Origin of the sequence: Clostridium sp. (genome assembly GCF_021443865.1) — a bacterium.
Lineage (GTDB): Bacteria > Bacillota > Clostridia > Clostridiales > Clostridiaceae > Clostridium.
Map to the genome: position 1 here is coordinate 27,935 of NZ_JABUTB010000032.1, position 13,811 is coordinate 41,745.

Genomic DNA, 13,811 nt, shown 5'->3' on the forward strand with positions numbered 1-13,811 from the left:
ATTTAATTTATTATAACAATAGATAAATTAAACAATAAAGATGCAAATATTATTGGAAATGTAAATTCAGATTTAAGCTTTAAAATAGGAGCACAATTAAAAAACTTAAATGATGTAAAGGAAGATATGGTAATTAAAGCAAAAGCTTTAGGTGCAAATTGTATTTTAGATTTTACTTATGGACAAAAAAGCAGATGGCTTGCTATAGATGATGTTGCCTTCTATGGAAAAGGAAAGGCAGCAATATTACCAGATAACATTTATGAAGAGTTAGTAAATAGAGTTAAAAAAAGATAGGCATATATTTGCCTATCTTTTTAAATAGACAGAGTTATTACTATTTGATAAAATAAATAGAAGAAAATTTACGGAGGATATTAAATGATTTCTAAGAAACAACTTAAAGAAGATATAATAACTTGGGATATAATAACTTATAAAGACGAAGATGGAAAGCCAGTAGAATATGTTGAGGTTACTCTTGTAGATAGGATTATAGATGTATATATGGATACAAGAGAAGTTAATATAGGAATTCTAGCAAATAAAATAATTGAAGATAATTTATACCAATAAAAAAGGAAGATAGATGTTATATTCTTTCTTACTTAGCAATATCTAAGTGGACAGAATGTAATATCTATCTCTATAATATTTACAGTGTATTAAAATAACATTAGAATTTTGGTGAAAGTAGCTGCCAATACATTAATGACTCCAAATCCGCATAATAAACCAGTTACTAGTCTTCGAATATTAGTAGAATGAAGAATCTTTTTATGCTGTATAAGCCAGTCAATAAACATAATACTTATAAAAAATACACTTAAAAGAATAGAAATTTTAAAATATAGCTATAACCCCTAAGATATATCCTATTAATAATCCTGTACATCTTGCGCATATAGGGAATTGATAATTTTTAAAGAAAAAACTTCTATCAGCCTTTTGATGACAGGTGGTAGAAAAGAATCTCATTAAAGATAACCAAATTCTATCTTTTTTAATCATCTATAAATCTCTTTCCACAATTATTACATATGCAAGTAATTTTTTCTGTTTCACCATCTGCAGAACATAGTCCGCATAACAATCCAATAGGACCAAGACATACATAACCTAGTACTCCACTAGTTACATCAAAATCTTCCTTTTCTTTTTCAATTATAATTTTTATATTTTTACTTCCACAGAAAGGGCAAGATTTACTTTGGTGGAAACTATTGTCATTTCTATACTCACTCATAAAATCACCTCTTATATTTATATGTAAAACTGTAACATTAATTTCATTAATTAATACTTATTAGTTGCTTTTTAATAAATAAAATACTTTTGTAGTATCTAAATATATTATATATTAAAATTTAAACTAATTCTCCCAATAATATATATATTTTAGAAAATAAAGAAATATATAACAAATTAGTAATTATTTTGTTAGAATAAATATATATCAATAATTTAAGGAGACAATATGAGTTATTTATTTAAGTTCTATAGCAAACAATATGATAAATTCATGAAAAAATTTAAATTAGATAAAAATGAATTAATAATAAAGGTTATAAAAGATATTTATGGTCTAAAAGTTTTAGATATTGGCGGTGGAACAGGATCTTTAGCTAAAGAACTTATCTCTTTAGGAGCAGATGTAACTATTCTAGACCCTGAAGTAAATATGACTAAAATAGCAAAAGAAAAATCTAAGAAAATAAATGTGATTAATGGGTATTCAGATAATATTCCTTGTAAAGATTTTTCTATTGATATAGTTATAATGAGAGATTCCTTTCATCATATAAGTAAAAAAGAAGAAACCTTACAAGAATGCAAAAGAATACTAAATAAAGATGGAAGAATTATAATTTATGAATTTGAGAAGAGAAGCTTTATAGGTAAGGTCATATTTATCTTTGAAACTCTTTGTTTTGAAAGAATAAAGATGCTTACTATAAATGAAATGAAAGAATTAACTTATAAATATTTTAGAAATGGGGAGATAATTAAAATATCTAAATATGAGTATATATACATAGGTTCAAAATAAGGATTTAAAAGGGGAAAAAATGAACAGTATAAATGGTATTGCAAAGCTATGCAAGTTATTTTTAACTAAAAGATTCACTAATTTAGATGATATAGCTAATTCATATAATAGGGTAAGTATGAATTATGAAGATATATTTTTAAAAGAAATGCATAGATATAATGAAGAAATGCTAAATGAAATAATTATTGAACATTCTAATGGAAATTTAGATAGAGAATTAAATATACTGGATTTAGCTTGTGGGACAGGCTTTAATAGCAGATTTCTATATAAAAGCTTAAATAAATCTAAATTCACTTTAGTAGATATATCTAAAGGAATGCTAAGTGAAGCAAATAAGAATTGTAATTTTAAAGCTGATTTTATTGAGAAAGATATGCTTTCTTTTTTAAAAGAATGTGAAGATAATACTTTCAATATAGTTATCTGTGCTTGGGCAATAAAATATCAAGAACCTAAAAAAATTATAGAGGAAGTATCAAGAGTATTGAAAAAGGATGGGTACTTTGCAGTAATAGTAAATTTAAAAAATACCTTACAAGAAGTAAGAAAGATTTATCCAAGTCTTCTTTTAGAAAATTATGTAGATGTAGATAAGATTATGAAAGAATTGCCTAATCCAATTAATAAACATAGTTTTGAAAGATGGTTTATAAATAATAGATTTACTAAAGTAAATATTAAATCAGGAGAACATATATTTAAATTTAATACTTCAGAAGAGGCTGTTAATTTTGTTACATCTACTGGAGCTTTAGCAGGCTTTGACTCTATGATAGATATTAGAAATGATAAAATTAAAGATAAAATGACATATTTATTTAAGTCTAAAAATATAAAAACAATCACTCATAAATATGTTTGGGGGGTATTTAAAAATGATAAGTAACACAATACCAATTATAAAAGCAATGTTAAACAAAGATGTAAGAAATAATTTCTTTTATATACATAAGAGATTTAAAGAAAGCAAAAATTATAAGCCTATAAATGTTATAAGATGTGGAATGAATGTTATAAAAAATGATAGATTAGTACTTCATAATGAAAATTTTGTAGTTAATTCATTTTTACCACCTTTAAATAGTAAGGCTTATAAAAGCATTGTAGATGCAGTGCCTGGCGAAAATGATGAATTTTTCCATAGTCATACTACTGGTAAAAGACTTGCTCCAATTTCCACATATATTGCTATTACACCAAGATGTATGTATAACTGTTGGCATTGTAGTGCAAAAAGATTTATTAAGGATAAAAATGATAAATCAAAAGAAATGACAACAGATGAAATAAAGAAAATAGTAAAATCACTTCAAGGGTTAGGTGTTGGGATAATTGGTTTTACTGGAGGAGAGCCTTTACTTAGAAATGATTTAGAAGAAATAATAGGTAGTATTGATAATAGAAGCATTTCATATTTGTTTACAAATGGGTATTCTTTAAGCCTTAATAGAGCGAAAACCTTAAAAGAAGCTGGACTTTTTGGTGTAGGAATAAGTATAGACAGTTTATATAAGGAAGTACATGATAAAAAAAGAGGTTATAATGGAGCTTATGAAAATTCAATATCTGCAATAAAAAATTCTAAAGAAGTTGGACTTTATACTATGGCACAAGTTGTTTGTACAAAGGAAATGCTAAAAACTGGTGAGATATATAAGCTAGCTAAGTTCTTAAAGTCTTTAGAGGTTGATGAAGTTAGAATATTAGAGCCCATACCTTGTGGCTCACTTTTAGTTAAAAATGATGAAATATTTTCAAAAGAAAATAAAGATGAACTTATAAAGCTTCATATAATATTTAACAGAAATAAGGAATATCCTAAGACATCAGTATTTCCATATATTGAATCAAAGGATCAGTTTGGCTGTGGAGCAGGTGTACAACACTCTTATATAGATAATGAAGGGAATTTTACACCTTGTGACTTTGTTCCAGAATCCTTTGGAAATGTGTTAAATGAAGATATTAAAGATATATGGGATAGAATGCATGGGAAATTAAAACATGCTAGAAATTATTGCTATGCAAAGAAATGTGATAAATGTAATGAAGAGGAATTACCCAAATATTACAAGCTACTTAAAGGAGAACGTAAGTAATATTTGAATTTATACATATATAATGTAAGTAAAATTAATTAATTAGCTTTTACTTACATTATATATTTTTTTTGTGGTACAATAGTAGTATAAGGTAATCTTCGGAAACAGGAATTTATTAAATATACATAAGTAAACGTTTTCCATAATCATATATTAAACTTTCTTAATAAAACAAGTTTAATATATGGTTTATTTATTAGGTTACAAAATATAGAAATTTGGAGGTGGCTACACTGTTTAAAAAAGGAGATTTAGTCATTTATTCATCACATGGAATATGTAAAATTGATGATATTTGCGAGAAGAAAATTTCAAATGTTACTAAAAGTTACTACTCATTGCATCCTATGGATGATAGAAAGCTAAGCATAAGTATTCCAGTAGATAATGATAAAGTAAATATTCAAGAACTTTTGACAAAAGAAGAATCAGAAAACATCATTGATTCATTTAAATTTGAAGGATATGAATGGATAGATATGAGTAATGAAAGAAATACAAAGTATAATGAAATATTAAAACAAGGAAATAGAACAGAAATTGCAAAGATAGCTAATACATTAATGAAGAAAAAGATTGAAATAGAAGATAATAACAAAAAATTTTATGAGAAGGATAAAAAAATATTACAATCTATACAAAACGCTTTATTTGCAGAACTGGCATTTATATTAAATACTACTTCAGAAGACATAGAAGAACAAATAAATATTAATATAGGTTATTAAAAAATAAGAAGAAATAGAGGTGAGAACTTTGGATATAGATAAAGGAAAACTTTTAGCAATTGAATCTGCTATGAAACAAATAGAAAAACAATTTGGAAAAGGTTCAATTATGATGCTTGGAGCAAATACACAAATGGATATAGAAACAATACCTACAGGATGCTTATCACTAGATTTAGCTTTAGGTATTGGTGGTATACCACGTGGTAGAATAATAGAAGTATATGGTCCTGAAAGTTCAGGTAAAACTACTGTTGCACTACATATAATTGCAGAAGCACAAAAGATGGGAGGCTCAGCAGCTTTTATAGATGCTGAGCATGCATTAGATCCTTCTTATGCTAAGAATTTAGGAGTAGATATTGAAGAATTAATAGTAAGCCAACCAGATAATGGTGAGCAAGCATTAGAAATAACAGAAGCTCTTGTTAGATCAAATGCTATAGATGTATTAGTAGTTGATTCAGTAGCAGCTCTAGTTCCAAGAGCAGAAATAGAAGGAGAAATGGGAGCTTCTCATATTGGGTTGCAAGCAAGATTAATGTCTCAAGCCTTAAGGAAATTAACAGCATCAATTAATAAGTCAAAATGTATTGTAATATTTATTAATCAGTTAAGAGAAAAAATAGGAGTAATGTTTGGTAGTCCTGAAACCACTACTGGTGGAAGAGCCCTTAAATTTTATTCATCAATTAGACTTGATATTAGAAAAATTGATACTATAAAGATTGGTGAAAATATTGCAGGAAATAGAGCAAGAGTAAAGGTAACAAAAAATAAAGTTGCTCCACCTTTTAAAATTGCAGAATTTGATATTATGTATAATGAAGGAATATCAAAGGAAGGAAATCTAATAGATATTGCTGTAAATGAAGGCATAATGGATAAAAGTGGATCATGGTTTTCTTATAATGATATAAGAATTGGACAAGGTAGAGAAAATTCTAAGATTTATTTGAAAGAAAATAAAGATATAGCTATTGAAATAGAAAAGGCTATAAGAGAAAAATATAATTTACCAACAGCTACTTCAGATAAGAATGCAGATAAAGTAGATAAAAAAGGTAGAGCAAAAAAAGAAATAATAAGCTAAAAAATTTAATATGATTTTTATTATAATAAAATATCTATCCTAAAGGAATTTTTTTGAATTCCTTTAGGATTTTTTATAATTAATAATAAATTTGCCTTGTACCATTTATAGTATCATAAATATTTTCAGTTAAACATTCTATAGCTTTTTTAGCATCTCTTTTTTCTATATAATGACACAAAATAGAGGTATTATTTATTAAAGAATCAATACCATATAATATGCAAAAACGCTCCCATAAAGATAAAATAGGATCTTTAAAGGAGTGAAATATTAATGGTATAAGAGTATTTCCAGAAAGAAAAGCTAACTCATGTTGGAATTTAAATGCTAATTTAGATGCAGCTTCAACAGAATTTGCTTCCTTCATTTCATTAACATATCCTTTTAATATTTCTATTTCTTCATCTTTAATTATTGGAATACATAATTCTACTGCTAATGTATCTAAGGCTATACGAAGTTCAAGAATAGAACGTATTTCTGCATCTCTTAATCTTCCACCATTATATTTCATAATAGAAATTAATGTTTCCATAGTTCCATTTCTACGATAATCAGCTACAAAAGCACCAACTCTTGGCTTTATATTTAAAAAACCTTTTCTAGATAATTCTACAATTCCAGAATTAACAACAGCTCTGCTTACTTGCATAGACTTAGCTAGCTCTCTTTCCGAAGGAAGTTTTTCACCAATTTGAAGCCTTCCAGATAAAATCATAGTTTCTAGTTCTTTAATAAATAAATCCTTTAAAGTTGGAGAATTTAATTTTGAAAATTCTATCATAAAATCACCTCTCTAAACTGAATCTGGTTCAACCAAATACCAAAACAATCCTATTTCAATATTATTCCAAAATAAATAAAAAGTAAATAACTTAAAAAGAAATTAAATGATATATAAAACATATATTAGAATTATAGGAATATATTGACTTCATACTCTTTGTAGTGTTAAAATTTTATCAAGATTATCAATCTGGTCATACCAGATGGAGAAGTCATTATTTTTTATTAAATAAAGAGTATTTTATAGGGATAATATTTGAAGCAAAAAGGTAAGAAGAATGAAGTAAAGATTCTAATTAAATATTCTTTGTAATTAAGGGGGATAAATTAATGGAGAACTTCAAAATTCTCGAAATAAAACAAAGTGTCTTTGAAGATAATGATCAAGAAGCTAATCTACTTAGAAAAGAACTTAAGAAAAAGAAAGTATTCTTACTAAATCTAATGTCATCACCAGGTTCAGGGAAAACTACAACTCTTACAAGAACAATTAATACCTTAAAAAATGAAATGAAAATAGGGGTTATGGAAGCAGACATCGACTCAGATGTTGATGCTCATACTATTTCTAAAACAGGAGCAAAAGTTATTCAATTACATACAGGAGGAATGTGTCATCTTGATTCAGATATGACAAAGCAAGGCCTAGAAGCTTTAGAAACAAATGATATTGACTTTGCTATTCTAGAGAATGTAGGTAATTTGGTATGTCCAGCAGAATTTGATACTGGAGCATCAAAAAATGCAATGATTTTAAGTATTCCTGAAGGAGATGATAAGCCATTAAAATATCCATTAATGTTTTCCATTTGTGATGTTTTATTAATTAATAAAATTGATGTTATTAATTACTTTGACTTTAATTTGGAAGCCTGCATTCAGCGAGTAAAAAAATTAAATCCTAATATTAAAATTATTCCTATATCTGCAAGAACAGGAGAAGGTATTGATGAATTTGCAGAATGGCTTAGGAAAGAAATTAAAGAATGGAATGAAAATTAATTTTATTATTAAATTAGGGGGAGAATAATGGTAAAAGAAAAGGTATTGGATCTTGCAAATCATATTAGTAGAAAAAAAAAGAGGATCGAAAAATGAAATAAAGGCAACTGATCCAGAATATTTAATTTTAGAGCCTGTTGTTACAGAAGAAATGGCAGAAGTAGTATTGTGTATGAAAATAAGAACAAAATATACTGTAGAAGAGCTTGCTCCTTTATGTGGTAAATCTATAGATGAAACTGCAAAACTATTATGGGATTTAGCAGTGGCAGGAGTATGCTTTGTAAATACTATTAATGGAGTTGATACCTATTGGTATGATACTTGGGTTCCAGGCATTATGGAAATGATGGTTAACAATATAGAAAACGTTAACAAATACCCGCAAATTGCAGAAGCTTTTGAAGCCTATGGAAGAGTAAGAGGACCAAAAAGTACAGGAGCTTTTCCAGTAGGTGTAGGATTAATGCGCGTTATCCCTATAGAAAAAGCCATTGATGGTGAAACTAGAAGAGCTTCTTATGAAGAAGTTTCTAAGTATCTTAATGACAATGATATTTTTACAGTTTCTGATTGTTCATGCCGTGTGGCAAGAAGAGCAATGGGGGAAGGCTGTGGACATTTAGCCGAAGAAATGTGTATTCAAATGGGACATGCAGCAGAATATTATATTCGTACTGGAAGGGGAAGACAAATTACAAGAGAGGAAGCTTTTGAAATAATAAAAAAAGCAGAAGAAAATGGATTAATGCATCAAATACCGAATCTTGATGGTTCGGGAAAAACTCATGCAATATGTAATTGTTGTGGTTGCTCTTGTCTTGCATTAAGAACTGCTTCAATGTTTAAAAATGTTGATATGGTACGTTCAAATTATGTTTCAAAGATAAATAAAGAAAAATGCGTTGCTTGTGGAGAGTGTGTTGTAAATTGTCCTGTTAATGCCCTAAAGTTAGGACAAAAATTATGTTCAGTGAAACCACTTCCTAAGGAAATTATTGAAACTCCTAGAGATACAGAATGGGGACCAGATAGATGGAATCCAGATTACAGAATTAATAGGAAAAATGTCGTAGATACTGGAACTAGCCCTTGTAAGACAGAATGTCCAGCCCACATTGCTATTCAAGGCTATATAAAGTTAGCTTCTCAAGGAAAATATAAAGAAGCTCTTGAATTAATAAAACATGAAAATCCATTTCCAGCAGTATGTGGACGTATATGTCCAAGAAAATGTGAATCAGAATGTACAAGAGGGGATATTGATGATCCAATAGCTATAGATGAAATTAAAAAGTTTATTGCAGATCAAGATTTAAATAAAGAAAACCGTTATATACCTAAGATTAAACATGAATATAATAAAAAAATAGCAGTAGTAGGTGCAGGGCCTTCAGGTCTTTCCTGTGCATTTTTCCTAGCTATAGAAGGTTATAAGGTAACAGTATTTGAAAAACAAAAAGTCCTAGGTGGAATGTTAACACTTGGTATACCATCCTTTAGACTAGAAAAAGATGTAGTTAATGCAGAAATTAATGTGTTAAAGGAATTAGGTGTAGAATTTAAAACTGGTATTGAAGTTGGGAAAGACATTACTTTAAAAGAGTTAAGAAAATATGGATATGAAGCCTTCTATATTGCAATTGGTGCTCAATCAGGAAGAAAAATAGGAGTAGAGGGAGAAAATGCTGAAGGTGTACTTACAGGAGTAGATTTCCTACGTAGGGTTAACTTAGGTGAAGATATAAAACTAAAAGGAAATGTAGTAGTTATTGGTGGCGGTAATGTTGCTATAGATGTAGCTAGAACTGCTGAAAGAGTAGGAGCAGAAAAAGTAAATATATTCTGTCTTGAATCAAGAAATGAAATGCCAGCTCTTGAAGAAGAAATTGAAGAAACTCTAGAAGAAGGAATTGATATAAATAATTCCTGGGGACCTAAAGCTATTATTACAGAAAAGGGAAAAGTTATTGGCATAGAATTTAAAAAATGTATATCAGTATTTGATGAAAATAAAAGATTTAGTCCAACCTATGATGAAAAGGATATATTATTTGTAAAAGCAGATACAGTATTACTTTCTGTAGGGCAAACTATAGATTTAGGAAATTTAATAGAAGATAGCAATATAGAAATTAATCCTAATAATACAATTAAAGCAGATCCTTTTACTTATCAAACAGGAGAAGAAGATGTATTTGCAGGGGGAGATTTTTATACAGGACCAAGATTTGCTATTGATGCTATAGCTGCAGGTAAAGAGGGAGCAATTTCAATACATCGTTATGTAAACCCAGGACAAAGTTTAATTATAGGAAGAGATAGAAAAGAATATCGCTCATTAGATAAAGAAAATCTCGATCTTAAGGGTTATGATAATCTTCCAAGACAAAGACCAAGTCATAGTGATGAAAAGGAAGCAAAAGAATCCTTTACAGATTTACGTGGAACCTTTACTGAAGATCAAATGAAGAGAGAAACAGAACGTTGCCTTAGTTGTGGTGCCACTACTGTAGATGAATTCTTATGCGTTGGCTGTGGAGCATGTGTAACAAAATGTAAATTTGATGCTATATCACTTGAGAGAAAATATGATGGAGAAGGAGTAGCCTTTGAAGATTTAAAGCCAGTGGTAATTAAGCAAGTTATTAAACGTAAAGGAAAAATTGCTATTAAAAAAGCAATTAATATATTTAAGTCAAACTAATATTATTTTTAAATTTAAATAGAGGAGAGTTTATATGCATGAAATAGGAGTTTTATTTGAAGTTGTTAAGAGTGTAGAAAAATTTGCAAAAGCTAATAATGTTGAAAAAATAGATACTTTAGTTTTGCAAATTGGAGAACTCTCTTCAATGATTCCTAAATATATGAAAAATTTATATCCTGCTTCAATTGAAGGGACTATCTTAGAGGGATCAGAATTAGAGATTGAAATACTTCCAGCTAATGCTTTATGCAAAGATTGTCATAAAGTCTTCAATATAATCTTAAATAAAGGAACATGCCCTAATTGCAAAAGTAATAAATGTGAAATACTAAGTGGAAAAGAATTTTATATTAAGGAAATTGTTTGTTATTAAAAATTAAATATTAAGTAGGGGGAAATTTTATGTTTACTTTTAACTATGAAGGAGGAGCTTCATTTTTTTCAGTATGGATGGTTTGGATTGCAGTATTTTTAATTCTATTTATATTAAATGAATTCTCAAGACGTTCTAAATTAGGTGGGTTTATATGTTTTGTGGCATTACCAATTTTACTTTCTATATTATGGTTTACAGTATTAAAGGATACAACCTATACAGATTGGTTCCATTTAGCTAAGGTATATTCAGCACTAGCAGGATGTATTGGATTTTGGTGTATAAGACATTTACGTGGACGAAATAAAATGACGGGAAAAGAGTGGAGATTAGCAGATAATAAATTAGCCCTATGCTTTCCACCTCTAATTTTAGCAATTAATATTTTAGAAGCAGTTACACGTGATATTCAAGTAGGCCTTCAATATGTTGGAGGTGGAATACTTGAAGATGGAAGCATGTACGTATTAGGTGGTCCTTGGAACTATATGAATGCAATCGCTGGAATCTTAAATATTATTACAATTACAGGCTGGTTAGGTATAACTATTCGTAAGAAAACTAAGAAAGATGGAAGTATGGATATGCTTTGGCCTGATATGCTGTGGTTTTGGATAATAGCTTATGACTTATGGAATTTTGCCTATACCTATAATGCTTTACCAGGACATTCTTGGTATTGTGGTTTTGCACTATTATTAGCCCCTACAGTATGTGCCTTTACTATAGGAAAAGGTGCATGGCTTCAACATCGTGCACAAACTCTAGCATTATGGTGTATGTTTGCACAAACCTTCCCAGCTTTTATCGATAAAGGTAAATTCGCTGTTTCATCTACCTATAACGAAAGTTATTTATTTATATTTAGCTTATTATCACTTCTTTCAAATATAGCTGTAGCAATATATATGCTTTATAAAGTTAGAAAAACAAAGCGTCACCCATATAAAGGTGAACTTTATACTGACTTAAAGAAATAAAAGAATTAGCAGAAGGTTCATCATTAATATATAAGTAACCCTAATGAAATGAAAGCTTTCTCTTCAAAAAATAATATAAAATGCTAATTATATAAACATTATGAAAGTGATATAATCAGATTATGATTTAAAAATTGGAGGGCTAAAAAATGCCGATGTTAAAGTTTAAAGCTATAGAAGTTGAGAAAGTTTGTATAGTAAGTAAAAAGCTAATAAATGAATTAGAGGAATTAATTCAATGTCCAAGAGATTATTTTAGTTTATCAGTTGATAGGGCTCTATATGTAAAAGATGGAGATTTTGTAAAGGGAGAAGCTGTAGTTGAAGTGTCATGGTTTGACAGAGGACAAGCTGTTCAAGATAGGGCTGCAAAAATAATTACTAAACATATTAATTCAGTAGGCTATAAAAATGTAGATGTTATATTTTATCCCTTAGAAAAAAATAATTACTATGAAAATGGTGAGCATTTTTAAGTATTATATAAATAAAAAGATATTAAAAAGTCATGTATCAAATCTTAATTTGTAATACATGACTTTTTATAGTATATGTTAATAATATTTTTAGTCTATACTTTCAACTACTTCTTTAGGTATAACTATTTCTTCACCATTTTTACGTCTCTTTGCAAATTCAGCAGTGGCAGTAAATAGAACGTCAGTTGAAGAGTTAAGAGTAGTTTCGCAAGAATCTTGTAAAACTCCTATAATAAATCCAACTCCGACTACTTGCATAGCAATGTCATTTGGTATTCCAAATAAGCTACAAGCTAATGGTATTAGTAGTAATGAGCCACCAGATACACCTGAAGCACCAGCAGCAGATATTGTTGCTAAGATACTAAGTATAAAAGCTGTAGGTATGTCTACATGAATTCCAAGAGTATTTGCTGCTGCCAAAGTTAATACAGATATTGTTACAGATGCACCAGACATATTTACAGTTGAACCAAGTGGAATTGATACAGAATAAGTATCTTTGTCTAATCCTAATCTTTTACAAAGTTCCATATTTACAGGAATATTTGCAGCTGAACTACGTGTAAAGAAAGCTGTAATACCACTTTCTTTTAAACACTTAAACACAAGTGGGTATGGGTTTTGACGAATGTTATAAAATACTATTAAAGGATTTACTATAAGTGCCATAAATATCATACATCCAATTAAAACTGCAAGTAATTTTCCATAACTTATAAAAGCTTGAATACCATTAGTTGCAATAGCATCAAATACTAATCCCATAATTCCTATTGGTGCAAATTCAATTACCCATACAACCATTTTAGATAAAGCATCTGAAAAATTTTCTATCATTGTTTTAGTTTCTTCTTTGGCATTTCTTAAAGCCATTCCAAGAACTATAGCCCAAGATAATATACCAATATAGTTAGCATTAAAAAGCGCTTTTACTGGATTATCTACTATATTAAGAAGTAAATTTTTTATTACTTCCACTATGCCACCTGGTGGCGCAATAGTATCTACTCCTGCTACCAATGTTAAATTTACTGGAAATATAAAGCTTGCTATAACTCCAACAAAGCCTCCCATAAAAGTACCTAGTATATAAAGTAAAATAATAGATTTCATATTGCTTTTTTGTCCACTTTTATGTTGAGATATAGCTGACATAACTAAGAAAAATACCAGTATAGGTGCAATTGACTTTAAAGCGCCAACAAATAAAGACCCAAAAATAATAATAAATTTTCCTTTTTCAGGTATAGTTAAAGCTAGGATAATACCAATAATTAAACCTAGAAGTATTCTTTTAACTATACTCAGTTCATTCCATTTCTTTAGTAATTTCTTCAATTTCTTTGCCCCCTAATTAATTTAAAATATAGTTTTAATTTGTATAACTTTAATATAAAATTAAAGAATATTCTGTATTTTTATATTGAAATTAATATGTATTTTAAACATTTTATCATAAATTTATTAATATTAAAAGTAAATAAGTGGTATAT

16 protein-coding genes and 1 pseudogene are annotated in these 13,811 nt (G+C 28.4%); 12 read left to right on the forward strand and 5 right to left on the reverse strand.

The annotated features are described in order from the left end of the window. Positions 1–126: 126 nt before the first annotated feature. A complete protein-coding gene (locus tag HUJ77_RS07015) occupies positions 127–297 on the forward strand; it encodes a hypothetical protein (RefSeq protein WP_291707865.1) in 171 nt (56 codons plus the stop codon). Positions 298–381: 84 nt separating this feature from the next. After that, positions 382–576, forward strand: a complete 195-nt coding sequence (locus HUJ77_RS07020; RefSeq protein WP_291707866.1) for a hypothetical protein — start codon at positions 382–384, stop codon at positions 574–576. An 89-nt stretch (positions 577–665) separates the two neighbouring features. Here the strand turns inward: HUJ77_RS07020 and HUJ77_RS15435 are convergent, their stop codons facing one another. From HUJ77_RS15435 to HUJ77_RS07030, 3 genes are read right to left on the reverse strand one after another with little or no spacing between them, the layout of a single operon-like run. Next, positions 666–806 carry a DUF2085 domain-containing protein gene (locus tag HUJ77_RS15435; protein ID WP_366032977.1) on the reverse strand — a complete coding sequence of 47 codons (141 nt, stop codon included), beginning with the start codon at positions 804–806 and terminating at the stop codon, positions 666–668. A 37-nt stretch (positions 807–843) separates the two neighbouring features. Further along, positions 844–1,011 carry a DUF2085 domain-containing protein gene (locus HUJ77_RS15440; protein ID WP_366032979.1) on the reverse strand — a complete coding sequence of 56 codons (168 nt, stop codon included), beginning with the start codon at positions 1,009–1,011 and terminating at the stop codon, positions 844–846. After that, entirely contained in the window at positions 1,004–1,246 is a 243-nt protein-coding gene (locus HUJ77_RS07030; protein WP_291707867.1) for a hypothetical protein, read from the reverse strand. Before HUJ77_RS07030 ends, HUJ77_RS15440 begins: the two co-directional genes overlap by 8 nt. A gap of 231 nt (positions 1,247–1,477) precedes the next feature. Here HUJ77_RS07030 and HUJ77_RS07035 point away from each other — a divergent pair, with 231 nt between their 5' ends. From HUJ77_RS07035 to recA, 5 genes are all read left to right on the forward strand, one after another. Continuing rightward, the gene (locus tag HUJ77_RS07035; protein ID WP_291707868.1) at positions 1,478–2,050 is read left to right on the forward strand and encodes a class I SAM-dependent methyltransferase; all 573 of its coding nucleotides are present in this window, start codon (positions 1,478–1,480) and stop codon (positions 2,048–2,050) included. A gap of 19 nt (positions 2,051–2,069) precedes the next feature. Further along, on the forward strand, positions 2,070–2,942 hold the full coding sequence (locus HUJ77_RS07040; RefSeq protein ID WP_291707869.1) for a class I SAM-dependent methyltransferase: 873 nt from the start codon (positions 2,070–2,072) through the stop codon (positions 2,940–2,942). Beyond that, on the forward strand, positions 2,932–4,155 hold the full coding sequence (locus tag HUJ77_RS07045; protein ID WP_291707870.1) for a radical SAM protein: 1,224 nt from the start codon (positions 2,932–2,934) through the stop codon (positions 4,153–4,155). The genes HUJ77_RS07040 and HUJ77_RS07045 overlap by 11 nt, the downstream gene beginning before the upstream one ends. Before the next feature lie 227 nt (positions 4,156–4,382). Continuing rightward, complete coding sequence (locus HUJ77_RS07050; protein WP_291707871.1) at positions 4,383–4,886, forward strand: CarD family transcriptional regulator; 504 nt, start codon at positions 4,383–4,385, stop codon at positions 4,884–4,886. Between the two features lie 28 nt (positions 4,887–4,914). Next, positions 4,915–5,979 (forward strand): recombinase RecA, encoded by a 1,065-nt coding sequence (gene recA / locus HUJ77_RS07055; protein WP_291707872.1) that lies wholly within the window; start codon positions 4,915–4,917, stop codon positions 5,977–5,979. A 79-nt stretch (positions 5,980–6,058) separates the two neighbouring features. On the opposite strand, the gene HUJ77_RS07060 is transcribed toward recA, so the two are convergent. Next, a complete protein-coding gene (locus tag HUJ77_RS07060; RefSeq protein WP_366032984.1) occupies positions 6,059–6,766 on the reverse strand; it encodes a GntR family transcriptional regulator in 708 nt (235 codons plus the stop codon). A 332-nt stretch (positions 6,767–7,098) separates the two neighbouring features. On the opposite strand from HUJ77_RS07060, the gene hypB reads away from it, so the two are divergent. The 5 genes and pseudogenes from hypB (at position 7,099) to HUJ77_RS07085 (ending at position 12,312) form a co-directional block, all read left to right on the forward strand. After that, the gene (hypB, locus tag HUJ77_RS07065) at positions 7,099–7,770 is read left to right on the forward strand and encodes a hydrogenase nickel incorporation protein HypB (RefSeq protein ID WP_291707873.1); all 672 of its coding nucleotides are present in this window, start codon (positions 7,099–7,101) and stop codon (positions 7,768–7,770) included. Between the two features lie 27 nt (positions 7,771–7,797). Further along, positions 7,798–10,477: pseudogene (locus HUJ77_RS07070) on the forward strand (FAD-dependent oxidoreductase). A gap of 34 nt (positions 10,478–10,511) precedes the next feature. Then, positions 10,512–10,853 carry a hydrogenase maturation nickel metallochaperone HypA gene (locus HUJ77_RS07075; protein WP_291707874.1) on the forward strand — a complete coding sequence of 114 codons (342 nt, stop codon included), beginning with the start codon at positions 10,512–10,514 and terminating at the stop codon, positions 10,851–10,853. Positions 10,854–10,882: 29 nt separating this feature from the next. After that, positions 10,883–11,836, forward strand: coding sequence for a DUF5692 family protein (locus HUJ77_RS07080; RefSeq protein WP_291707875.1), 954 nt, complete (start codon positions 10,883–10,885; stop codon positions 11,834–11,836). Positions 11,837–11,985: 149 nt separating this feature from the next. Beyond that, entirely contained in the window at positions 11,986–12,312 is a 327-nt protein-coding gene (locus HUJ77_RS07085; RefSeq protein WP_291707876.1) for a DUF1904 family protein, read from the forward strand. Between the two features lie 90 nt (positions 12,313–12,402). On the opposite strand, the gene sstT is transcribed toward HUJ77_RS07085, so the two are convergent. After that, positions 12,403–13,656, reverse strand: coding sequence for a serine/threonine transporter SstT (gene sstT / locus HUJ77_RS07090; protein ID WP_291707877.1), 1,254 nt, complete (start codon positions 13,654–13,656; stop codon positions 12,403–12,405). Positions 13,657–13,811: the final 155 nt, after the last annotated feature.

Coding starts and splice junctions, on each gene's coding strand:
- HUJ77_RS07080 (WP_291707875.1), top strand. CDS start 10,883: ATGTTTACTTTTAACTATGAAGGAGGAGCTTCATTTTTTTCAGTATGG.
- HUJ77_RS07060 (WP_366032984.1), bottom strand. CDS start 6,766: ATGATAGAATTTTCAAAATTAAATTCTCCAACTTTAAAGGATTTATTT.
- HUJ77_RS07020 (WP_291707866.1), top strand. CDS start 382: ATGATTTCTAAGAAACAACTTAAAGAAGATATAATAACTTGGGATATA.
- HUJ77_RS07030 (WP_291707867.1), bottom strand. CDS start 1,246: ATGAGTGAGTATAGAAATGACAATAGTTTCCACCAAAGTAAATCTTGC.
- HUJ77_RS07085 (WP_291707876.1), top strand. CDS start 11,986: ATGCCGATGTTAAAGTTTAAAGCTATAGAAGTTGAGAAAGTTTGTATA.
- HUJ77_RS07075 (WP_291707874.1), top strand. CDS start 10,512: ATGCATGAAATAGGAGTTTTATTTGAAGTTGTTAAGAGTGTAGAAAAA.
- HUJ77_RS07035 (WP_291707868.1), top strand. CDS start 1,478: ATGAGTTATTTATTTAAGTTCTATAGCAAACAATATGATAAATTCATG.
- HUJ77_RS07045 (WP_291707870.1), top strand. CDS start 2,932: ATGATAAGTAACACAATACCAATTATAAAAGCAATGTTAAACAAAGAT.
- HUJ77_RS15435 (WP_366032977.1), bottom strand. CDS start 806: ATGTTTATTGACTGGCTTATACAGCATAAAAAGATTCTTCATTCTACT.
- HUJ77_RS07040 (WP_291707869.1), top strand. CDS start 2,070: ATGAACAGTATAAATGGTATTGCAAAGCTATGCAAGTTATTTTTAACT.
- HUJ77_RS15440 (WP_366032979.1), bottom strand. CDS start 1,011: ATGATTAAAAAAGATAGAATTTGGTTATCTTTAATGAGATTCTTTTCT.
- hypB (WP_291707873.1), top strand. CDS start 7,099: ATGGAGAACTTCAAAATTCTCGAAATAAAACAAAGTGTCTTTGAAGAT.
- HUJ77_RS07015 (WP_291707865.1), top strand. CDS start 127: ATGGTAATTAAAGCAAAAGCTTTAGGTGCAAATTGTATTTTAGATTTT.